The organism is Pontibacter flavimaris, from assembly GCF_001907195.1.
GTDB classification, from domain to species: domain Bacteria; phylum Bacteroidota; class Bacteroidia; order Cytophagales; family Hymenobacteraceae; genus Pontibacter; species Pontibacter flavimaris.
On the sequence record NZ_LVWA01000012.1, the window covers coordinates 52,209 to 73,629 of the forward strand.

General features: G+C 52.8%; 17 protein-coding genes. 10 read left to right on the forward strand and 7 right to left on the reverse strand.

Translation table 11 applies throughout. The annotated features are described in order from the left end of the window. Window positions 1-39: 39 nt before the first annotated feature. Complete coding sequence (locus tag A3841_RS17825; protein ID WP_235861472.1) at window positions 40-705, forward strand: 3'-5' exonuclease; 666 nt, start codon at window positions 40-42, stop codon at window positions 703-705. Between the two features lie 148 nt (window positions 706-853). Here the strand turns inward: A3841_RS17825 and A3841_RS17830 are convergent, their stop codons facing one another. Next, window positions 854-2,038, reverse strand: coding sequence for a serine hydrolase domain-containing protein (locus A3841_RS17830; RefSeq protein ID WP_073854453.1), 1,185 nt, complete (start codon window positions 2,036-2,038; stop codon window positions 854-856). A 211-nt stretch (window positions 2,039-2,249) separates the two neighbouring features. On the opposite strand from A3841_RS17830, the gene hsdR reads away from it, so the two are divergent. The 5 genes from hsdR to A3841_RS17855 all read left to right on the forward strand — a co-directional run bounded on the left by hsdR (window position 2,250) and on the right by A3841_RS17855 (window position 8,950). Continuing rightward, a complete protein-coding gene (gene hsdR / locus A3841_RS17835; RefSeq protein ID WP_073854454.1) occupies window positions 2,250-5,495 on the forward strand; it encodes a type I restriction-modification system endonuclease in 3,246 nt (1,081 codons plus the stop codon). Window positions 5,496-5,732: 237 nt separating this feature from the next. Then, a complete protein-coding gene (locus tag A3841_RS17840) occupies window positions 5,733-7,193 on the forward strand; it encodes a type I restriction-modification system subunit M (protein WP_073854455.1) in 1,461 nt (486 codons plus the stop codon). Then, a complete protein-coding gene (locus tag A3841_RS17845) occupies window positions 7,193-7,960 on the forward strand; it encodes a restriction endonuclease subunit S (protein WP_073854456.1) in 768 nt (255 codons plus the stop codon). The genes A3841_RS17840 and A3841_RS17845 overlap by 1 nt, the downstream gene beginning before the upstream one ends. Window positions 7,961-8,333: 373 nt before the next feature. Next, a complete protein-coding gene (locus A3841_RS17850; protein WP_073854457.1) occupies window positions 8,334-8,585 on the forward strand; it encodes a hypothetical protein in 252 nt (83 codons plus the stop codon). Between the two features lie 35 nt (window positions 8,586-8,620). Next, on the forward strand, window positions 8,621-8,950 hold the full coding sequence (locus tag A3841_RS17855) for a hypothetical protein (protein ID WP_073854459.1): 330 nt from the start codon (window positions 8,621-8,623) through the stop codon (window positions 8,948-8,950). A 1,167-nt stretch (window positions 8,951-10,117) separates the two neighbouring features. Here A3841_RS17855 and A3841_RS17860 read toward each other — a convergent pair. The 5 genes from A3841_RS17860 to A3841_RS17880 all read right to left on the reverse strand — a co-directional run bounded on the left by A3841_RS17860 (window position 10,118) and on the right by A3841_RS17880 (window position 16,580). Continuing rightward, window positions 10,118-11,014 (reverse strand): aldo/keto reductase, encoded by an 897-nt coding sequence (locus A3841_RS17860; protein ID WP_073854461.1) that lies wholly within the window; start codon window positions 11,012-11,014, stop codon window positions 10,118-10,120. A 161-nt stretch (window positions 11,015-11,175) separates the two neighbouring features. After that, window positions 11,176-12,690, reverse strand: coding sequence for a SpoVR family protein (locus A3841_RS17865; RefSeq protein WP_073854463.1), 1,515 nt, complete (start codon window positions 12,688-12,690; stop codon window positions 11,176-11,178). A 75-nt stretch (window positions 12,691-12,765) separates the two neighbouring features. Continuing rightward, window positions 12,766-13,107, reverse strand: a complete 342-nt coding sequence (locus A3841_RS17870) for an endonuclease domain-containing protein (RefSeq protein ID WP_317042502.1) — start codon at window positions 13,105-13,107, stop codon at window positions 12,766-12,768. Window positions 13,108-13,270: 163 nt separating this feature from the next. Then, window positions 13,271-14,533: a YeaH/YhbH family protein gene (locus tag A3841_RS17875; protein WP_073854465.1), complete on the reverse strand. Its 1,263-nt coding sequence runs from the start codon at window positions 14,531-14,533 to the stop codon at window positions 13,271-13,273. A gap of 118 nt (window positions 14,534-14,651) precedes the next feature. Continuing rightward, window positions 14,652-16,580 carry a PrkA family serine protein kinase gene (locus tag A3841_RS17880; protein WP_073854467.1) on the reverse strand — a complete coding sequence of 643 codons (1,929 nt, stop codon included), beginning with the start codon at window positions 16,578-16,580 and terminating at the stop codon, window positions 14,652-14,654. 751 nt (window positions 16,581-17,331) lie between these two features. Here A3841_RS17880 and A3841_RS17885 point away from each other — a divergent pair. The 4 genes from A3841_RS17885 (at window position 17,332) to A3841_RS17900 (ending at window position 20,947) form a co-directional block, all read left to right on the forward strand. After that, window positions 17,332-17,799: a MaoC family dehydratase gene (locus tag A3841_RS17885; RefSeq protein WP_073854469.1), complete on the forward strand. Its 468-nt coding sequence runs from the start codon at window positions 17,332-17,334 to the stop codon at window positions 17,797-17,799. Window positions 17,800-17,847: 48 nt separating this feature from the next. Next, on the forward strand, window positions 17,848-18,273 hold the full coding sequence (locus A3841_RS17890) for a hypothetical protein (RefSeq protein ID WP_073854471.1): 426 nt from the start codon (window positions 17,848-17,850) through the stop codon (window positions 18,271-18,273). 229 nt (window positions 18,274-18,502) lie between these two features. Continuing rightward, window positions 18,503-19,720 carry an MFS transporter gene (locus tag A3841_RS17895; RefSeq protein WP_073854473.1) on the forward strand — a complete coding sequence of 406 codons (1,218 nt, stop codon included), beginning with the start codon at window positions 18,503-18,505 and terminating at the stop codon, window positions 19,718-19,720. Window positions 19,721-20,635: 915 nt separating this feature from the next. Beyond that, window positions 20,636-20,947 (forward strand): hypothetical protein, encoded by a 312-nt coding sequence (locus A3841_RS17900; protein ID WP_073854475.1) that lies wholly within the window; start codon window positions 20,636-20,638, stop codon window positions 20,945-20,947. 5 nt (window positions 20,948-20,952) lie between these two features. Here the strand turns inward: A3841_RS17900 and A3841_RS17905 are convergent, their stop codons facing one another. Further along, window positions 20,953-21,408, reverse strand: a complete 456-nt coding sequence (locus A3841_RS17905) for a DUF4268 domain-containing protein (protein ID WP_073854477.1) — start codon at window positions 21,406-21,408, stop codon at window positions 20,953-20,955. Between the last annotated feature and the right edge of the window lie 13 nt (window positions 21,409-21,421).

Sequence of the window (21,421 nt, forward strand, 5' to 3'; positions counted from 1 at the left end):
ATAAGTGAAGCTGTTAAAGTATGACGGTGCTGCTTGATAATGCCCGGAGATAAGTATGAAGTACGGGAACGCACTGCCTTGGCCACCGCCCCGGTATCCGTGGCCTCCCCCTCCGAAAGCGCTTCTCCCTACAATTTCCTACCTTTGGCCATGGATTTTATTTCGATAGACTTTGAGACGGCTACACCGCAGCGTGACAGCCCTTGTGAGATTGGCATAACCGTGGTGCGCGACAGGCGGATCGTAGAGACCCGGTCCTGGCTGATCAAGCCTCTGTACTATCCGCACTTTAACCACTTTAATGTAGCCGTGCACGGCATACAGCCCGCCGACGTGAAAGACCAGCCTGATTTCAGAGAGTTGTGGCCGGTGTTGAAACCGTACCTGGAAGGGCAGTTCCTGATCGCCCACAACGCCAGCTTCGACATGAGCGTGCTGCGCAAAACGCTGGCCACCTACCAGATTCCGCTACCGGAAGCGCGCTATGCCTGCAGCCTGAAGTTCTCTAAAAATATCTGGAAAGGCATGCACAAATATGACCTGAAAACGCTCTGTACCATGCACCGCATCGACTTCCTGCACCACCGCGCCGCCTCCGACGCCGATGCCTGCGCCAGGTTATCCATCAAAGCCATAGAGTTGACCGGCACGACCACAGAAGCAGATTTTGCTACTAAAATGGGCAGCAAGATCAGCCCCATTTAATAGGATAGCCTTATAACTCAGGAAAGATTGGCTGCTGGAATAGTTGCCTGCCCGGCTCATCCCTGATTCCATCTACTCAAAGGCCAAAGCGCTCTTCCCCGGAGGAGCACAGCTTCTCTCCGGATAAAGCCCGTTGACACTCCTATACTTACTTTGATGCCTGCTGATCGTAGGGGATGTAATTTTCCCAATACCAAGGCGTGTATGTATCGCCGATGGTGGCTTCGAGGAGGTATTTGAATATACTCTCCGCGTTATCGGAGTTGCTCATGAGGATGATGCCCGTGCCGGTTTCCGGGAAGAGGATAGAATAATGCTGAAAGCCGTCGCCGTGGCCTTCTTTAAAAGCTCCTATTCCGTACGGAGACTGCAGCAGCCCCCACCCCAGCCCGTAGCTCAGGGCAATGGCGTCGTTTGCGGTGGTGTCGCGCTGGCTCAGGGGGCCGAACTGCTTCACAGACCGAATCCTGATCTGGGGCGAGAACATCTCTTTAGTGGTGGCCGGCTTCAGGAGCTTGTGCTGCAGCACCGCCTGCGTGAACAAAGTATAATCATCGAGGGTGGTTTCAAGGGTGCTGGCCGAGCGGGCTTCGTTGTCTTTGTCTTTTGGATAAAGTTCTCCGTTTGCTTTGTGGCCCAGGGCAAAATCCTTTTCAAAGCGCGGCTGCCAGGTATACGACGACTGCTTCATGTTTGCCGGCGCAAACACTTTTTCCTGCATCAGTTCTTCCAGCGTTTTGCCGGTCATCTTCTCCAGCACCACCTGCAGGTACACCAGCCCCTCGCCGGAGTAGCTATACCTGGTGCCGGGTTTATACTTTACCCGCAGCTGCTGGTCCTCCTCCACCCAACGCCAGTTCGGAAAACCGGAAGTATGGGCCAGGCACATACGGGCCGTGATAAACCTGTAGAGGCTGTCTGTTTTCAGCGCGCTGTAATCGTCGTGCCATTTGGTTTGAGGTGTATAGGTATAGATAGGCCTCGGCAGGTAATGCTGTAACGGCTTGTCCAGGTCCAGCACACCTTCCTCCACCAGTTGCATCACCAGCACCGCGAACACCGCTTTGCTCAGCGAAGCACCATACAGGTTGGCGCTGGTTTTCAGCGGCTCTTTCGTTACGATATTCTTATAACCAAAAGCTTTTTTGTAGACCGGCTGGTTCTGGTTGAACACCGTAACTGCCAGGCCCTGCACCTGGGCAGCTTGCATGAGCTGCTGTATCTTCTGGTCTAAGGCCGCCGCAGTGATGTTGCTGCCATCGAGTTTGGTGATGGTTTGGGCGTGAGTGGGGAAGTATAGTATGGTGAAGAGGAGAAGGTAGAGGTTTTTCATAGGAGAGCTGGTTGTAGGATTTGCAGTTTAAAAGCGCAGGATCTCCTATACTATGAAAAATGAGGCACTTACGCAATATAACCCATTCAAAATCAAACGTATCTCCCATTATAACGCTACTAACTTTACATTACACATTTCCTGTTTATATATAAATTGCTATCTTTATAAGTTTACTTCAGAAGTACTACTCGCCTGAAACAAACTTGCCATGACGCCTTCCAACTTTAGCTTTTTAGAAGCAGAGTACCCCATCCTGTTCAACATCGGGCAGTCAGCGGAGTATCATTTACATACCGACCCGACAGCAAGCCTGATGAAGCTACGGCTTTTTGCGGAGCGCCTGACGGTAAAGCTATTCGAAGAGCATGCCCTGGAGTTTCCGGAAGAGAACACGCAGCACCAGCGGCTCAAACTGCTGGCTTATGAACAGGTACTCCCCTACAACATCAAGGACATCCTGCACCATATCCGCAAATCCGGCAACACAGCGTCGCATACCGGCGAATCAGAATCGGGCGAGGCAAAGCACAGCCTGCTGCTGGCCTTCAAGCTGGCAAAGTGGTTTTATGAAACCTACGGCAGCCTGCACACAGATATTTCCGCTGTAAAATTTCAGGTGCCGGCCAACCTGGATGCCCGCCATGCCCTCAAACTGCTGGAAGAGGATTACAAAGAGCTGGAAGAGCGGTTTAGCAAGCTTTTAGCGGAACGAAACACCCAGGGCCTGCCGGAGGAAAAGCAGCAGGCCATCAAACAACGCTCTGAGAAAGCCGCCAGCAAACTGGAAATGAGCGAGGCGGAAACCCGTCAGTTGATAGACGAGCAGCTGCGAAAAGCCGGATGGGAAGCCGATACACCTGCCCTCAATTTTAAGAAACACAAAACCCTGCCCCAACCCAACCGGAACATAGCCATTGCCGAATGGCCAGCCGGACCGAAGTGGGCTGACTATGCCCTATTTGTAGGCCTGGAGCTATACGCCATTGTAGAGGCCAAGAAGTATGCGCAGGATATTTCCACCAACCTGGGCCAGAGCAAAGTATACGCTGAACTGATAGAGGCAAAACACGAGGCAAAGCTGCTGGGCCGATGGGGCAAGTATAAAGTGCCTTTCCTATTTTCGACTAATGGCCGGCCATACCTGGAGCAGATCAAGACCAAGAGCGGTATCTGGTTCCTGGATGTGCGCCAGGAAACGAACAACTCCAAGCCGCTGCAGGGCTGGTACTCACCGGAGGGCCTGGTAAACCTGCGGGAGCGCGATATTGCCGCTGCTAACGAAAAACTGCTGACCACCTCGCTGGACTTCCTGATGAGCAAAAGTGGGCTGGGCTTGCGCGAGTACCAGATCAAAGCCATCCAAGCTGTGGAGCAGAAGCTGATACAGCAGCCAGAGGAGCGCAGGGCTTTAATTGCCATGGCCACCGGCACCGGCAAGACCAGAACTGTGATCGGCCTGTGCTACCACCTTATCCAGACCAACCGTTTTAATCGCATCCTGTTTCTGGTTGACCGCACCCTGCTGGGCACGCAGGCGCTCAATTCTTTTAAAGACAACAAGATAGTAGACCTGAACACCTTTGCTGATGTGTATGAGGTAAAGGAGCTGAAGGACATGGTGCCCGGCATTGACACGCGCCTGCATTTTGCCACCGTACAAGGTATGGTCAAGCGTCTGTTCTACAACGAGTCGGAGGAGAAGCTGCCATCGGTGGACCAGTACGACTGCATCATCATCGACGAGGCGCACCGGGGCTATCTGCTGGATAAGCAACTGGACGAGGAAGACCTCAACTTCAAGGACCAGTTCGACTACATCAGCAAGTATAGAATGGTGCTCGATTACTTCGACGCCTATGCCGTGGGCCTGACCGCCACCCCTGCCCTGCATACCAAAGAAATCTTCGGCACGGCAGTTTATACTTACTCTTACCGCGAGGCAGTAATAGACGGCTTCCTGATAGACCACGATCCGCCTTACCTGATCAAGACGAAGTTGAACGAGGAAGGCATTAACTGGAAGAAAGGCGAAAAACCGAAAGCCTACGACAAGGAGAGCAATTCCATTTTAGAGCTGGAGGAACTGGATGACGAGCTGAACATAGACGTGGCCGGTTTTAACAAGCTGGTGCTAAACGAGAACTTTAACCGCACCGTGGTACAGCAGCTGGTAAAAGAGCTGGACCCGAACAGCGACGAAAAAACACTGATCTTTGCCGCTACAGATAACCACGCTGATACGGTGGTGGCGATGCTGAAAGAAGAATTCAACAAGGCAGGGATAGAGCTACCAGACAATGCTATCGAGAAAATCACAGGCAACTCTTACAACCCGGCCGAGCAGGTAAAGAAGTATAAAAACGAGAAGTACCCGAACATCGCCGTTACCGTGGACCTGCTCACCACCGGTATAGACGTTCCTGCCATCTGCAACATTGTGTTCCTGCGCAAGGTGAAGTCGCGCATACTGTATGAGCAGATGCTGGGACGCGCCACGCGCCGCTGCGACGATATTCAGAAAGAGACCTTCCGGATTTTTGATGCCGTGCGGCTGTACGAAACGCTGCAGGACTATACCCAGATGAAGCCGGTGGTTGCAGATCCCAAAGTGAGCTTCGAGCAACTGGCCGAAGAACTGCACCACATTGACACCAACGAGCGCGCCAAAAAGCAGCTGGAGCAGATCGTGGCCAAACTGCAGCGCAAAAAGCACAAAATGAACGAACACCACGAGGCGCAGTTCAAGTATAAATCCGGCGGCACGGAGATAGACGAGCTCATCATGCAGCTACTCGATGAGCCGGTGCAGCAAGGTATACAGCAGGTGGTGCAGCTGTCGGGGCTGTGGAAGTTCCTAGATGAGCTAAAGCCAGCCCCGGCCGTACAATATGTGTCGGAGCATGAGGATGCCTACCTCACAACAGAGAAAGGTTATGGCAAAGGCCAGAAACCGGAAGATTACCTCGAAAGCTTCAGCAAGTTCATCAAGGAAAAGCAGAACGAGATTGCCGCTCTTAACATCATCTGTACCAACCCGAAGGCGCTGAACCGGGAATCTCTGAAGAATTTATACCTGGAGCTGGGGCTGAAAGGCTTTGACGATAAATCGCTGAAAGAGGCCTGGAAGGAAGTAAAAAATCAGGATATTGCCGCCGACATCATTGCCTTTATCCGGACGCTGGCCATTGGCAGCGCACTGGAAAGCCGCGAAGAACGCATTAAGCGTGCCGTAAGCAAGGTACGGACCATGCGCAACTGGAACAAAACACAGCTCAACTGGATCAGCCGCTTCGAGAGCCAACTGCTGGCCGAAACAGTGCTGCAGGTAGAGGACCTGAACAAGGAGCCGTTCAAAGACTCCGGCGGGTTCCAGAAGCTCGACAAGATATTTGAAAGCCAACTGACAGAAGTGATCAATACCATAAACGATAATCTATACATCCAAACGGCTTAACACCTCCCCCGGCCCCCTCCTAAAAACAGGAGAGGGTATGAAACAAAGTCCCCCTTTGAAGGGGGTGAAGGGGGATGACAAGACGTTTGAACTGGCAGAAGCTTTAGCTACTGAAGTATCATGAAGTGTAAAATGCTGTTGGGGATGTACCTCGCAGGTGTAAATCATCCCCCTACCCCCTTGAAAGGGGGACTTTAACAACGATTAACTTTTTAACTTTTTAACTTCCCAACTTAAATGAGTGCCGAAGAAATTGCGAATAAACTCTGGAACCTGTGTAATGTGTTGCGCGACGACGGAGTTACTTACCACCAGTACCTGAACGAACTAACCTATATCCTTTTCCTGCGCCTATCGGAGGTAAAAGACTTTGAGGAAGCCATACCCGAAGAATACCGCTGGGGCAAACTCAAAAGTATAACCGATAACAAAGACCTGTTCGATACTTACCGCGAGCTGCTGGCTACCATCAGCACCAAGTCTGATAACGCGGCCGTGAAGGAGATCTATACCAACGCCTCCACTACCCTGCGCAAGCCTGTGAACCTGAAAACGCTGGTGACAAGTATAGACGCCATCGATTGGTACGACGATGTGGAGCAGGACAAGATCGCTACCATTTACGAGGAGCTGCTGGAGCGCAACGCCGGCGAAAAGAAAAGCGGTGCCGGCCAGTACTTTACCCCTCGCCCGCTCATTAACGTGATGGTGGAGCTGATGGCCCCGAAGCTGAAAGAGCGCTGGAATGACCCTGCTGCCGGAACCTTCGGCTTTATGATCGCTGCCGACCAATATTTGCGCGACAAAACCAACAATTACTTTACACTGAACTCCGAAGACCGCAGGTTTCAGGTAGAAGATGCCTTTAGCGGCTGCGAGTTGGTGCAGGATGCCCACCGCCTAGCCCTGATGAACGCCAAGCTGCACGGCCTGGAGAGCCGCATCGAGATGGGCGACACGCTCTCGGAGCTGGGCAAGGACTTTAAAAATTTTGACGGCGTGCTGGCCAACCCGCCTTTCGGCACGAAACAGGGCGGCGAAAACCCCACGCGCGACGACCTGGTATACCTCTCGCGCAACAAGCAGCTGAACTTTTTGCAGCACATTTACCGCTCGCTTAAAAAGGATGGCAAGGCACGGGCTGCCGTGGTGCTGCCCGACAACGTGCTGTTTGAAGACGGCGACGGCCGCAAGATACGCCGCGACCTGATGGACAAGTGCAACCTGCACACCATCCTGCGCCTTCCAACCGGTATATTTTATGCCGCCGGCGTAAAAACCAACGTGCTGTTTTTTGAGCGCGGGAAAACAGAAACCGGCAACACCGACCAGGTATGGCTATACGACATGCGCACCAACGCCCCCAGCTACGGCAAGCGCACGCCCTTTACCCGCAACGCCTTCGCCGATTTTGTGAAAGCCTATACCGGCGGCCTTGCCCTAGACGAGCTGAAGGAAAGCTATGACGGAAGTATAGACCATGCCCGCCGCGCCCAGGTGCAGGACGAGCGCTGGAGCTGCCTCAGCCGCGAAGAGATTGCCAAAAAGAACGACTCGCTGGACCTCGGCCTGATTGCCGACGCCAACTACAGCAGCAGCGCCCACACCGAAGAGCCGATAGACCTCGCCCGCCAGGCCGCTGACGAGCTAAAAGCCATACAAACAGAGTTGAACCAGATAATTGAACTGTTGGGATAATGGAGAGAGAATTACCAGAGGGTTGGGAAGTAGTTAATTTACCAGAGGTGGTTTATTTTCAAGAAGGGCCGGGTTTGCGTAAATTTCAATACCGCGATAGTGGCATTCCCTTCTTGAATATCAGAACCTTATCTAATGAAAGAGTAGATACTTCTTTATGTGGATTTCTTGATCAGGATGAAGTAGATCAGAAATACCAACATTTTTTGTTGAATGAAGGTGATATTATTTGTTCAACATCAGGAACAATTGGCAAAACTGCGATTATTCAAGAAGTGGATTTGCCTCTAATGCTGAATACAAGTATAGTAAGATTCAGAAGCTTACAAGATGATGTAGTAACAAGACAATTTGTATACTACTTCTTGAAATCTGATTGGTTCCATGAACAAGCTGATGAATACAGCACCGGTACTGCACAAAGAAATATTGGGCCATCGCATTTACAAAGATTTGCATTCCCCCTCCCACCCCTTGCCGAGCAAAAGCGCATAGTAGCCAAACTGGATGAAGCCTTTCAGCACCTCGATACTCTGAAAGCGAAGCTGGAGCGTATACCGGAGCTTCTTAAAAACTTCCGCAGAGCAGTAATGATAGACAAGCTGCCGCAAGCCATACTTGCCAAAGCCTTCCGCGGCGAGCTGGTGCCACAAGATCACAACGATGAGCCCGCCAGCGTGTTGCTGGAAAAGATAAAAGCCGCCAAAGCCGCCGCAGCCAAAGGCAAAAAAACCAAAGGCGGTAAGCAGGCCGAGCTGGTGCTGTAGCCAGGTATAAAGTATAAGCAAAGTATAAACCTGCCCCTCCAGAGAGGTAGGGGGATGATAATTGCGTACTGCAAGATCTCTCCCGCTGCTGTTCCGGATTTGCAATCCGGAACCCGAGTAATGGCGGATTTGTAATCCGGCTGCCTGCCAGTAGCTACTTCCTTCTTTTGCGGATTACAAATCCGCGGCTAGTATACTTTCGGATTGCAAATCCGAAAGAGCAGAATACCCTGAGAAATTCTGTCACTTCTCCGGCGAGCCGTCTAACGGAGAAACCAGCGTGAAGCGCCCCATCCTGAGAAAGAACTGGAAGAAGGCGCAGGAACTGGTATAACAAAAGGTACTCCCTCCGAAAATAACCTATTTATTAAGTATGAGCGCAGAAAACAAACTCCCCTACCCGTCCAAATTCCGCATGGGCGAAGAAGTAACCGTAAAAGGATCGTATACAGAAGAAGGAAAAAAATTTACTTTCGGAGCCCTGGGCGTAGTACGGAAAATAAAACACACGCCAAAAAGGGGCTGGCGCTTTGTGGTAGAGCTGCACGACGGAGAACTGAAATGGTTTTACCAGAAATCAGTACAGAAGTATAAGCCGAAGTTTGTGATCAGTTCTGTACTTTAGCGGCCGTTTTATACTTTGTTTAGCATATATCCTTTATGTCCCAACTACCCCACTACACCCCCATCGCCAGCAGGGCTTTTAACGATTACCTGGACAACCAGATAGACCTGGACGACCTGATTGCCCGTCTGCGGGAGATAGAACTGCAGGTGATGCATGACGACACAGAGGAAGAAGACGAGGAAGAACCAGCGGAAACGGGTAAAGTGCTGTGGTTTCGCTTCTTCAGCGGAGACCCGTTCCAGACCACCATCCGCGACATCGAAAACGACCTGCGCGACCCGGCCCACCCTAACTCCCGCATTCTGTTGCAGGGCATCGCGCTGGGCCTGGAGGCCGAAGAGCTGGAGGTGCATTACGCGTAGCCGGGTTATGGGGCAGGCGGCAATATTTTTTCTTTAAAAGCACGAAAACAGGCAACGCATCCGAAAATAACGTACCTTTAGCTAAACCTCAAAACCCTGAAACCATGGCAAAATCTAAAGACGCGAAAAAGGACGTAAAGAAGAAGCCGGCTAAAACCGAAAAGGAAAAGAAGGCCGCTAAACTGGAAAAGAAAAAGAACAGCTACGACTAAGGAGCCACTGGCGCTATCCGACAAAAGTATAGCACAGGTATAAACGGAGCAGCAGCAAAAGATCATTTGCTGCTGCTCCGTTTTTTGTAGCTGCCGGAGTGTGCACATACCTCTGCGCTATGTATAATTTATACTTGACTTGCTGCCCCTCTGCGGGCCTCTAGCTATGTGCTTTGCTTGTGGTGCCTGGTCCAACCACCCCTGCTTTTCCCCCTCCCCAACCCTCTCCTAAGAACAGGGGAGGGAGTTCTGCAGTACCGAATCCAACCACCCCTACCCCTCCTTGTCCAAGGAGGGGTAGGGGTGGTTGCTGCTTCAAAAATATAAGTTGCATAGTTGAGGCTATCGCGCGGACAGGTCGCGACCTGTCCCTACAAAGTATAAAGCCGCTCCTACTTAGAAGAATTATACTTGTTGCTATTCTTTTTTGTCATCAAGAGCAGCGCGAGAAATCTATCGGGAATTCTATAGAGATCTCTCATTTCATTCGAGATGACAAAAGGCAGTGGCTATCGAAACTGATCCCAGCCTTTGGGTTGAGCGCCTTGTGAGATTCCGGTGCCCGTAAGGGCATTGCGACGTCAGGAGCAAAGGAAGGGAACACAGCGCGATGCCCGAAGGCGAGCCCTCTCGGGCTTGAGAGCACCAAAGTATGAAATGCAACTATGGGCTTGTGGGAACTAGAGGATGAACGGCAGCTAGCAAGTATAGCTTGTATCTAGTGGAAGGAAGCAGCGGCTATTAGAGGCACAAGCGGACGCTTGCGCCAGGAAAAGTAGAAAGTATAGCCAAGGCAAGTATGGCTTTTCAAGCCAGTCAAGTCAGAGACTTGACACCACCCGTAGGACACAAGTCTGTAGACTTGCGCCAGAAAGATTAGGTATAAAGTATAGCTTCAAGTATAGAAGTATAGCCTACGTATAAAGGCACATGTTGCAAGCCCGAGTTAGAAAGGTTACCGGTGCTGCTCATACTTGTTGGCAGGCAGCACCTCCTCCAGTTGCCGCACTTCCGCCTGGTCCAACGGTTCGGCGCTGGCAGCATGCAGGGCCTCTTCCAGCTGCTGCTTCGTCCGGATACCCATTACGGCAGAGGTAACCGCAGGGTGATGCAACGTAAACCGGACAGCCGTTTCAGAAGCCTTTCTGGAAGCTCCGGCTACTTCTGTCACAGCCTTGGCCGCTTGCTGCACTTCCTCCAAAGTATAATTCAGGTAAGATTTGGCAGGTTTACCGGCCAGCAACCCCTGCGCCAGGCTGCCCCGTGCCAGCACACCAATATTGTTTTGTTGCAGCAGTTCCAGCACCTTCTCCTCGGCACGGCGGTCCAGCAGGCTGTACTGTAGCATCACGCTGGCAATATTGGAGCGGCGCACATACTCCTGTATCACGTTGGGCCGGATGGATGAGATGCCGTAGTGCCGGATCTTGCCCTGCTGCTTGAGTTGCTCAAAGGCCTCGATAGTCTCATCTATCGGGTCATCAATCGTGCCGCCGTGCAGCTGGTAGAGGTCGATGTAGTCGGTTTGCAGCCGTTTCAGGCTCTGCTCCACCGCCTGAAGGATGTAGGTTTTGGAGGGGTTCCAGTCCCAGCCACTGCCATCGGGGCGCCACTGGTTGCCTACCTTCGTGCCGATGATCACCTTGTCGCGCATACCTTTAAAGGCCCTGCCCACCGTCTCCTCGTTCTTCCCCTTGTCGTACAGGTCGGCGGTATCAAAGTAAGTAATGCCCTTGTCCAGCGCCTGGTGCAGCAGTTTTATACTTTCGTTTTCATCGCCCTGCAGCGACATGCAGCCAAAACTTACTTCGCTTATACTTAAGTCTGATTTTCCGAGCTGTTTATACTTCATACTTCAGGTTTGTTAGTTCACTAAAGTATAAATAACCATAGAAAGTATAAATGGTTGCTGCTTTGGGGCTGCAGCGATACCCGTCACTGTACGCAAAGGCCGGAAACAAGAAAGACGCCATGATCCTGCGGCGTCTTTCAAACCTGTAGGTGCCTTTGTCACTACTTCACCTCAAAAGAGGTCTCGTTAATGCCGAGCTTGTTCTTGGAGTGGAGTTCCACCGGGAAGCCCCACAGGAAGCGGATGTGATCCAGGGTGTCTTTGGCGCTGCTGGCGTCCAGGCGGCGGTCTTTCTGGATGTAGTGCGTCAGGTGCAGCTTGCTGGTTCTGTGGAGGTCTACTTTGGTAACCTGTATGTTAGGCACCAGCGAGGCGCGGTCGTACTGGTTGCTCAGGTGTTCCCGTACCCTGCGGTAGCCGCGCTCGTTGTGGATGGCCCCGATCTCATACTCATCCTCATACTCGCAATCCACAACAGTAAACAGGCGCATGTCGCGGATCACCTTCGGGGAGAGGTACTGCAGAATGAAACTGTCGTCGCGAAAGTTCTCCATCACGTAGTGCACCTGCTCCAGCCAGTCTTTCCCGATCAGGTCGGGAAACCACTGCTTGTCCTCGGCGGTAGGATTCTGGCAGATGCGCTTGATGTCCATGAAAATATTAAAACCCAAGGTATACGGGTTCAGGCCCGAGTAGAATTTGCTCTTATACTCCGGCTGGTAGAGCACGCTGCTGTGGCTCTTGAGGAACTCCAGCATAAAGCCGTCGTTCACATAGCCCTCGTCAAACATCCTGTTGATGATGTGGTAGTGCGTAAAGGTGGCAAAGCCCTCGTTCATCACCTTGGTAGCGCCCTGCGGGTAGAAATACTGCGCCACCTTGCGCACAATCCGGATGATCTCACGTTTCCAGGGTGGCAGGGCCGGCGCATACTTCTCTATAAAGTATAAAAGGTTCTCCTCCGGCTCCTTCGGGAACCTGTAATCGTCGCTGGTGCTGGTTTCCTGCACATCGGGCATGGAGGGCAGCGTGCGCCAGAGCTCGTTGTAATTCTCCCGCTTGATGAGCGTGAGTTTCTTCAGGCGCTCGTTCTCCTCTTTTGCCGATACTTTGGAGGGCTTTTTATACTTGTCCACCCCGTGGTGCATCAGGGCATGGGCCGCGTCCAGCACCCGTTCCACTTCCTCCTCGCCATACTCCTCCTCGCATCTTAGAATATACTCCCGAGCAAAGGACATGTAGTCTACTATGGAGTCGGCCGAGGTCCAATCGAGGAACATGTAGTTGTTGGCAAAGAAGGCGTTGTGGCCCTGGCAGGCGTGGGCGATCACCAGCAGCATCATGCAGGTGGAGTTGTTCTCCATGTTGTAGCTGATGCAGGGGTTGGAGTTGATCACCAGCTCGTACGAGAGCCCCATGCGGCCCTTGGTGTAGTTGTTCTGGTTGAGCACGAAGTCCTTGCCGAACTTCCAGTGCGGGTACGAGGTAGGCAGGCCCGTGAGGGAATAGGCGTCCAGCATCTGCTCCGAGGTTACCACCTCGATCTGGTTGGGGTAGGTCTTCAGCTTGAGGTACTCCTTCCCTATCCTGCTGATCACCTCATCAGCGGCCTCCAGCGTCTCTCCGTCCCAGTTGGGATTACAGAACAGCGTGCGATATTTTTCTATGTCTGTCATGGAGGTAATTTTAATTTCTCTTTTCCTCTTTAGTGCCAATTGTCCCCTTGAGGGGACTACAGGGGTGTAATCGTTTTAGACAATATCCTTTTGCTCTGCAATCCAGCCTTCTATAGCTCTCAGAACATCAGACAAATTCCGCTTTACCGCCAGGTCGTCAAATCTGAGAAAACGGACGCCAAGCTGCTCCAATTCCTTCTGCCGCTCTACATCGTATGTATAATTTCTATCATGGCTATCACCGTCTACCTCTATAGCAAGCTGTAGCTCATGACAGTAAAAGTCTACTATGTAGTTTAACATGGGCAACTGGCGGTGGAACTGGTATCTGTGAATCTTTCGCTCTTTGATTTCCTGCCATAAAAGGACCTCTGATAGGGTACTGTTCTTCCGCAGCTCTCTGGCCTTAGATTTCAAATCCTCTCGGTAAGGTATAATTTTGTTCTTCCTCACTTGCATTCCTTCTATTGTAAAACACCCCTGTAGTCCCCTCAAGGGGACAATTCAGAGTGGCAACAAGCCAGCGTTATACTAGCTTTACCCAATTAAACTTCCCGCCCATTTCAACTAGTCCTGTGTCTTATTTTGTTGTTTCACTCCGCTTCCTAAACAGTCCCTGGAAAACGGGCCAGATCTCGTAGGGCTCGTACACATGCCGGATGGCAAAGTCATCATCGTTGCTGATGCGCTTGTAAGCCTGCCACAGGTCACTTTCTCTTTCCTTGTTGCTGATCTCGATGTAGGCCATGAACTGGATGCTCGGAAGTATGGTTTCCAGCACCAGGTTCTTGCACTCCAGCGCATCCTGCTTCGACCACACATCGCCATCGGAAGCCTGGCAGCAGTACACGTTCCAGCTCTCGTCATAGCGCTCGCGCATGATCTTGTCCACCAGCTTCAGCGATGGTGCCACCACCGTGCCGCCGCTCTCGCGCGAGTTAAAGAACTCCTCCTCGCTTACCTCCCTGGCCTCGGTGTGGTGGCGGATAAAGACCAGCTCCACGTTCTTGTACTGGCGCGTCAGGAAAATGTAGAGCAGCGTGAAAAAGCGCTTGGCAATGTCCTTCTCGTGCTGGCCCATCGAAGCCGACACGTCCATGATGCAGAACATGACAGCCGAAGTTACCGGTATGGGCACCCGCTCGAAGTTGTTATACCGCAGGTCGATGTCCTCGAAAAACGGAATGGTGTTGGCCTGCCGTCGAACTCTTTCCATCTCCAGCTCCAGCGCCTCCCGCTCCGCCTTTTTCCGGGTTTTGGCCAATTGCTCCTCCAGCCCCTTCAGCTTTTTCTCAAACACGCCCCGCAGGGCCAGCTGCCGCCCTAAAGATTGCTGGTAGCTTGTCTTGATGTTAAGTCGGGAGGGCACGCTGTCGCGGGTATAGCCGGCGCGGCGCATCGAGAAGCTCTCGGTGCTCTCCATCAGCTTCTTCACCATGTGGGGCAGCGCCAGGTCGTCGAAAAAATACTTCAGAAACTCCTCCCTGGAGAGCACCACCGTAAATTCATCCTCTGTTACCTGCGGGCTGTTGGAGCCTTTGCCCCTGCCACTGCCCTCGCCGCTCTTGGGCTTGGGCACGCGGTCGCCCTCGCTGAACTTGTCGTTGCCCGGCTGCACGATATACTTTTTACCGGTTTTAGGGTCGTGGCGGAAATGGGGTTCCTCCAGCCCGCGCACGGGCACCTTCACGCTGCCGCCCGATTTAGTATCCTTGATGCTCTCCTGGCTCAGGATGTCGGGAATGGCGCGCTTGATCTGGTTCTCCACCCGCTTGAGGAACTTCTGCCGGTTACCCGTAGACTTTCCCCTATCGTTCTTGCGTCTGTCGATGATGTGGGACATGGGAGTTAGAAAGTTAGAAGGTTAAAAAGTTAGAAAGTTAAGAGTTGAAGGTTTCCACTTTTTAAGTCTGTAGATTACGACTTTCTAACCTTCTAACTTCCAAACTTTCTAACTTCAATCAGGCCATCGTTTTGCGTACGCGCATGAACCAGTCTACCAGGATGCGGATCTGCTTGTCGGTGTAGCCACGGTCGCGCATGCGGCGCGTGAAGTCGCGGTGCTTCTTCTCGTCCTCCTCGTTCGACTTCACGTTGAATGACACCACCGGCAGCAGGTCTTCGGTGTTAGTAAAGATCTTCTTCTCGATCACGTTCTTGATCTTCTCATACGAGTCCCAGCGTGGGCTCTGTCCGCCGTGGTTGGCTTTGTAGCGCAGGAAGAAATTCGTCACCTCGGAGCGGAAATCCTTCGGGTTGGCAATGCCAGCCGGCTTCTCGATCTTTTCCAGCTCCTCGTTAAGTATACTTCTGTCGAAGATCTCGCCGGAGTCCGGGTCGCGGTAATCGTTGTTCTGCATCCAGTGGTCGGCGTACACCACGTACTTCTCAAAGATATTCTGGCCATACGAACTGTACGACTCAATATAAGCCTTCTGAATTTCATCCGAAATAAATTCGGCATACTTGCTGGCCAGTACCGATTTGATCAGGTGCAGGTATTTCGTCTCCGTTTCCGGCGGCAGCATCATCTTGATCACTTCCTGCTCCAGGACATAGAGCAAATGCACCGGGTTGGCGGCTATCTCCTCGCTGTCAAAGTTAAAGACCTTGGAAAGGATCTTGAAGGCAAAGCGGGTCGAAATGCCCTGCATGCCCTCGTTAATGCCCGCATCGTCGCGGTACTCCTGAATGGATTTAGCGTTAGGATCGGTTTCGCGCAGCGTTTCGCCGTTGTACACCCGCATCTTGGAGTAAATGCTGGAGTTCTCCGGCTCTTTCAACCGCGACATCACCGAGAATTCAGCCAATAATTCAATAGTTTTGGGGGCACAAGGCGCTTCGCGCAACGAGCTTTCGCGGATAAGCTTTTCATAGATCTTGATCTCCTCGCTCACGCGCAGCACGTAGGGCACCTGCACTTTGTAGATACGGTCCAGAAAGGCCTCGTTCTTCTTATCGTTCAGGAACTTGGCCCACTCCGACTCGTTGGAGTGGGCCAGGATGATGCCGTCAAACGGAATAGCGCCAATGGGCTCCGTGCCTTTGTAGTTCTTTTCCTGGGTGGCGGTGAGCAGCGGGTTCAGCACCTTTATCGGCGCCTTGAACATCTCCACAAATTCCAGCAAACCCTGGTTGGCCAAACACAAGCCACCCGTGTAGGAATAGGCATCCGGGTCGCTCTGCTGGAACTCAGCCAGCCTGCGGATGTCCACCTTACCTACCAGCGTGGAAATGTCCTGGTTATTCTCGTCGCCCGGCTCGGTTTTGGAGATGGCGATCTGCTCCTGAATAGAGGGGAACATCCGGATGACCTTGAAGCGGTTCACGTCGCCATCGAACTCGCGCAGGCGCTTGGAAGCCCAGGGGCTCATGCAGCTGGGAATGTAGCGAGACGGGATGCTGTACTCCTCCTCCAGTTCGTCGGTATAGTCGGCAAACAGGCCAAGCGGGCTTTCGAACACGGGGCTCACCTCGTCGCCGGCCTTGAGCACGTAAATGGGGTGCTGCTGCATCAGGTGCTTCAGCTTCTCGGCCAGCGAGCTCTTGCCGCCGCCCACCGGGCCCATCAGGTAGAGGATCTGCTTCTTCTCCTCCAGCCCCTGGGCCGAGTGCCGGAAGTAGGACACGATCTGCTCAATGGTGCTTTCCATCCCATAAAAATCCCGGAAGGCGGGGTAGATCTTGATCTTCTTGTTGGAGAAGATGCGGCTTAGCTTCGGGTCCTGGCGCGTGTCCAGAACCTCCGGCTCCCCGATGGCATCCAGAATCCGCTCGGCGGGCTTGGCATACATTTTCGGGTCCTTTTTACACTCCTCGAGATAGGCAGCTACTGTCATCTCGTTCATGGAGGCGCTGTAATTCGTCTTGATCTTTTCTAAAATGTTCATAGCGGGTGTTCCTTAACATGGTCAGAATCATTTTTTAGGAGCTTTCAAAACAGTATCTCAAACAGCAACTGGGGCCCGGGGTACTGCTAAGCACTTAATATGATCATAGAAATTAGGGTTTATTGCTGATCTATTTATTTAGAACCGGCAGCCTGCTGCCTGGTTTGTGTCAGGATTCCTGTTGATGCTGGTCCGGCTCCCCGTGTGCGCCATACTTAAGCCGTATAGGTTCCGGGTGCCTGAAAGTATAAACTCGCTCGCTGCAAGGACCTTTTTTCAAAGCGCCCTATCTACTAAGCCGGGGTGGTTGGGTGTCCCTGGCCGCCTACTACTGTAGCCTGTGTTATACCAGGCTGCGGCACCACCTCTCTACCGCTTCCGTTTCTCTCTTGGCGGGAACCTTAGGTTCACCTGCTGCAGGCATTGGTGGCTATCTTAGAAACATTGCTTTTGATTTTTAGATTCAAAAACGTTTATATTTTATACTATCAAGATTATAAAAAGTATACTTTTTATGCTATAAATATGCTAGGAGCGGCTAAAAAATTTAGTTTTAGGCACTTTATCCGCCTAACACACCATACTTTTAAGGCGCTCTCCGCATTTATTCGTTCCACTACATATTGAAGTTTCGTATATTAGGCCTCGCACCAGCGCCTGTTTGCTGTATTGTTAAGTTTTGAGCCGGGCTGAAGTATAAAGCAGGAACAAAGAATGCGCGCTGCCACACAAACACATACAACCTTACCTTATGAGCCAGTTAGTCATTAGCACCCTTGAAGAACTCACGAAGTATGAAGGCACCGAAATGGGTGTATCGGATTACCATACCATCACGCAGGAGCAGATAAACAAGTTTGCCGATGCCACCCTGGACCACCAGTGGATACACTTGGACGCCGAGCGCGCCAGACAGGAGACGCCCTTTGGCGCCACCATCGCCCATGGCTACCTCACCGTGTCGTTGCTGCCTTACCTGTGGTTGCAGATCACCTCCATCCGTAACCTGAAGATGCAGGTGAACTATGAGATTGAGACCCTCCGCTTTAACCAGGCCGTAACCGTGAACAGCCGCGTGCGCCTGCGCGCCAAGCTGCTGTCGGTAAAGAACCTGCGCGGCATCGCCAAGGCCCGCCTGGAGGTAACGCTGGAGATCGAGGACAGCAAAAAACCGGCTTTCACGGGTATCATCACGTTCCTGTACCACTTTAACGAATAACCTGCCGCAGCCGCAGCAGCTGCCGTATACGCTATTAAAACTGGCCCCATGCACAAACCCGAGCATCTCCCAATCTTCCGGAAAGGGGAAGAGATTTACCAGCTGACCTCCTACATCGTGGACCTGGTGCCGGAGGACAACGCGCTGCTGCAGCACCTGCGGGAACGCATGCTGACCGATGCCGCCCTGCTGACGGTGAAGGTAGCCGGGGCCGTAGGTGCCGACCTCTACGACATACAGATGGAAAACGCCGTGCTGATACGCAAGGCCGCCCGCGACCTGCTCACCAACTGCACGGCCCTGGAGATGTACGGCTTTAAGGACACCACCTACCTGCCCCTGCTGCGCAAGGCTATCGAGGAGTACCGGCTGCTGTTCGTGGACTGGGTTTCCGGCTTCGACCCGTGGAACTATGTATGGGATGAGTGGGGCCTGTTTAACCCGCCCGGCGCAAGCCGGCAGGAGGATTTTTAGCCGCCGGCCCTGTAGGGGCATCGCTTCCCGCTTGGCTTTTTGTGCCTTTCAGTGCCTGGCTATACTTATCTTGCTGCCGCTGCCAGTGGTGCCCTACTTTAGGGTTCATTCATTCTTAGCCCGATTCATACTTCCGCCGAAGATAAAATCAGAGACCCCGCAAGCGACAACAACCTTTGATACACGACACTTTATACTTTGTAGCTCCTGTTTCGGCAGATAGTGAGGTATGATCCGTTTACCTATCATGACGCCCAACCATACTTCCACCACTGATCCGCAGCTTACCCGCTCCACCCTCTGGCTTATGACCATTGCCTCGGGCATGGTGGTGGCCAACAACTACTACAACCAACCCCTGCTGGTGAAGATTGCGGATACCTTTCAGGTGTCGGAGTCCAGCGCGGGCATGGTGGCGATGCTGGCGCAGGTGGGCTACGCCATCGGGCTGCTGTTCATCATCCCGCTCGGCGACATGCTGCGACGCAAGCGCCTGATCCTGCTCGACTTTGTGCTCATCATACTTTCGCTGCTGCTGGCGGCTTTCTCCCCCAACATTTATACGTTGATGGCAGCCAGCCTGCTGATTGGGGCCACGTGTGTGGTGCCCCAGCTTTTTGTGCCGATGGCGGCGCACCTGGCCCGGCCGGAGGAGCGCGGCAAGGCGGTGGGTACGGTGATGAGCGGCCTGCTGGTGGGCATCCTTTTCTCGCGCACGCTCAGTGGTTTTGTGGGAGAGCACCTGGGCTGGCGGGCCATGTTCCTGATCGCTGCGGGGCTGATGCTGCTGCTATGGGTGGCCATCTACTTCCTGCTTCCGGAGATACACCCTCAGTTTAAGGGGAGCTATAAGAGCCTGATGCAATCGCTGGTGCACCTGTTCCGAACCGAGCCGGTACTGCGCCTGGCCTCCGTGCGCGGGGCACTTTCGTTTGCCTGCTTCGGCGGCTTCTGGACCACGCTGGTTTTTCTGCTGGAGGGTCCGCCTTTTTTTGCCGGCAGCGATGTGGCGGGCGCCTTCGGGCTGGTTGGTGCCGGCGGAGCTATCATGGCCTCGGTGATGGGCAGGCTTAGCGACAGGTTTGATACGCGAAACATCCAGATCGCCACCCTGGCCATGATCCTCGTTTCCTACATCGTGTTCGGGTTCTTCAGCTACAGCATTGTGGGCCTGGTGGTGGGCGTCATGCTGCTGGACCTTGGCTTGCAGGGCTCCCATATCTCCAACCAAACGCTCATCTTCTCGCTGAACCCTGAGGCCCGCAACCGCCTGAACACGGTCTACATGTTCACTTACTTTATGGGCGGCGCCACCGGAACCATCCTTGCCAGCCAGGCCTGGCAGCTATGGCAGTGGGACGGGGTGGTACTGGTGGGGCTGGTGTTTTCGGTACTGGCGCTGGCCGTGCATTTACTGTTTTCTGGTAAGCGTGGCAGGGCCGTATAATTTCTCTTCAGGCTCGGAGTACATCACGCATGAACACCGGGGATTTTCACTCTTGCCCATTGGCCCAAAAGCAAGGGCAGAAATTGGCGCCGCCGGGTCCAACCACTGCTGCTTTCACCCCACCCCAACCCTCCCCTAAGAACAGGGGAGGGAGCTCTGCTATTACTGTTGCTAAAGTATAAGTTTTATGACAACTGGTATCACGCGGACAGGTCGCGACCTGTCCCTACAGCTCCAAATTTATACTTGCCACTTTCCCTGTCATCCCGAACTTAGTGAGGGATCTATCTGGAATTCTAAAGGGATCTCTCATTTCATTCGAGATGACAATAAGGCCGAAGCTATCGAACCTGATCCCAGTCCTTGGGTTGAGCGCCTATGCGAGTTTTTCCGGTGACGAACGCAAGTGAGGCAGCCCGAGGTACGAGGGCAGGAAAAGCTCCCAGCGCGACGCCCGAGGACGAGCCCTCTCGGGCTTGAGAGCACCAAAGCAGGAAATGAAACTATGGGCTCGTAAGACTGAGGATCAGCAGCAGCTAGAAAGCATAGCTTGGTTTAAGTGGAAGGAAGCAGCGGCTAAGGAAGTATGGCTGAAGTATAAAGTATAGCCAAAGCAAGTATGGCTTTTCAAGCCAGTCGAGGCACAGACTCGACATCATAGTAAGACACAAGTCTGGAGACTTGCGCCAGAAAAAGCGCAGATTCAAAGTCTCTGCGCAAGTATGAAATCCTGCTCATTCGTGCATCCTGTAAATCCTGATTCAGACAAGTATAAAGTATAGCTTCCGCGGAAAGGGAGATCCGCAGCAGCTTTGGCTCCGGACAGGCATACCAGAGAGTAGCGGGTTAAGCAAATCTGCATAACTTCGCCTGCTACTTTGGGTATACTTAACCAAAGCCTTTACGAAGAAAATCATGGAAAATCCGAACCTGGAGAACTGGGACGAGGCACGGTACAAGGAGCTGAACACCTACTTCCGCATCAAGATAGAGCACATGCTGCGCACCAACCCGCACCTGGTGGCGCAGCAGCAGGAAAGCGGCAACATGCACCTGCAGGAGTTGGTAAACGAGTTCGATGCCGATGACAGGGAGCGTTGGGAAGAGTTTTTGCAACTGGACAAACTGAAGCTGGAGGCCGACATGTGGGACCACCTGCATGGTCGGGGCACCCGCTTCCGTCCGGGCCTCGGGTTTATAAAGCCCGATGACGACACAACCTGGTAGCCAGCCTACCCTCCGAAACTATACTTTGCATCGCTCCAGAACGCGTCCAGCGCGATAATGCGGGGCTTCAGGAACGAGATCAGGGATGGCCAGTCGTCTTTACTGAACACGTTTACCGGGGCCAGTTCCTTGTAAATCCTGCTCACCACCCGCCCCGACTCGTCGGAAGTATGCAGCAGCCACTCCCACTCCTCGCCCAGCGCCTCCCGCAGCATGGTTCTGTGCTCCAGAAACTGATCAAACACCAGCTCCTGCATCTCCGTGTCAGGGTGCGTCAGCTCAATGGCGATGTAGCCGCGCTTGTTGTCGGCGTTCATCCGGAAGTAGACGTCCTTCACACCGGTTTTATAGTTTAGCCAGTTCACTTTCCAGCCATCGGCGGAGAGCTGCGGCGAGAGGTACTGGCCAAAGGTGGTCCAGAACTGCTGCCTGATTTGTGATGCCTGCTCGCGGGTATACATGCTGCAAAAATAG

What these genes read in the sequence shown, in the direction of transcription:
- A3841_RS17900 (WP_073854475.1), top strand. Translation starts at nt 20,636, where the DNA reads ATGGAAAATCCGAACCTGGAGAACTGGGACGAGGCACGGTACAAGGAG.
- A3841_RS17855 (WP_073854459.1), top strand. Translation starts at nt 8,621, where the DNA reads ATGTCCCAACTACCCCACTACACCCCCATCGCCAGCAGGGCTTTTAAC.
- A3841_RS17875 (WP_073854465.1), bottom strand. Translation starts at nt 14,533, where the DNA reads ATGTCCCACATCATCGACAGACGCAAGAACGATAGGGGAAAGTCTACG.
- A3841_RS17850 (WP_073854457.1), top strand. Translation starts at nt 8,334, where the DNA reads ATGAGCGCAGAAAACAAACTCCCCTACCCGTCCAAATTCCGCATGGGC.
- A3841_RS17860 (WP_073854461.1), bottom strand. Translation starts at nt 11,014, where the DNA reads ATGAAGTATAAACAGCTCGGAAAATCAGACTTAAGTATAAGCGAAGTA.
- A3841_RS17825 (WP_235861472.1), top strand. Translation starts at nt 40, where the DNA reads ATGCCCGGAGATAAGTATGAAGTACGGGAACGCACTGCCTTGGCCACC.
- A3841_RS17885 (WP_073854469.1), top strand. Translation starts at nt 17,332, where the DNA reads ATGAGCCAGTTAGTCATTAGCACCCTTGAAGAACTCACGAAGTATGAA.
- hsdR (WP_073854454.1), top strand. Translation starts at nt 2,250, where the DNA reads ATGACGCCTTCCAACTTTAGCTTTTTAGAAGCAGAGTACCCCATCCTG.
- A3841_RS17880 (WP_073854467.1), bottom strand. Translation starts at nt 16,580, where the DNA reads ATGAACATTTTAGAAAAGATCAAGACGAATTACAGCGCCTCCATGAAC.
- A3841_RS17830 (WP_073854453.1), bottom strand. Translation starts at nt 2,038, where the DNA reads ATGAAAAACCTCTACCTTCTCCTCTTCACCATACTATACTTCCCCACT.
- A3841_RS17890 (WP_073854471.1), top strand. Translation starts at nt 17,848, where the DNA reads ATGCACAAACCCGAGCATCTCCCAATCTTCCGGAAAGGGGAAGAGATT.
- A3841_RS17840 (WP_073854455.1), top strand. Translation starts at nt 5,733, where the DNA reads ATGAGTGCCGAAGAAATTGCGAATAAACTCTGGAACCTGTGTAATGTG.
- A3841_RS17845 (WP_073854456.1), top strand. Translation starts at nt 7,193, where the DNA reads ATGGAGAGAGAATTACCAGAGGGTTGGGAAGTAGTTAATTTACCAGAG.
- A3841_RS17905 (WP_073854477.1), bottom strand. Translation starts at nt 21,408, where the DNA reads ATGTATACCCGCGAGCAGGCATCACAAATCAGGCAGCAGTTCTGGACC.
- A3841_RS17895 (WP_073854473.1), top strand. Translation starts at nt 18,503, where the DNA reads ATGATCCGTTTACCTATCATGACGCCCAACCATACTTCCACCACTGAT.
- A3841_RS17865 (WP_073854463.1), bottom strand. Translation starts at nt 12,690, where the DNA reads ATGACAGACATAGAAAAATATCGCACGCTGTTCTGTAATCCCAACTGG.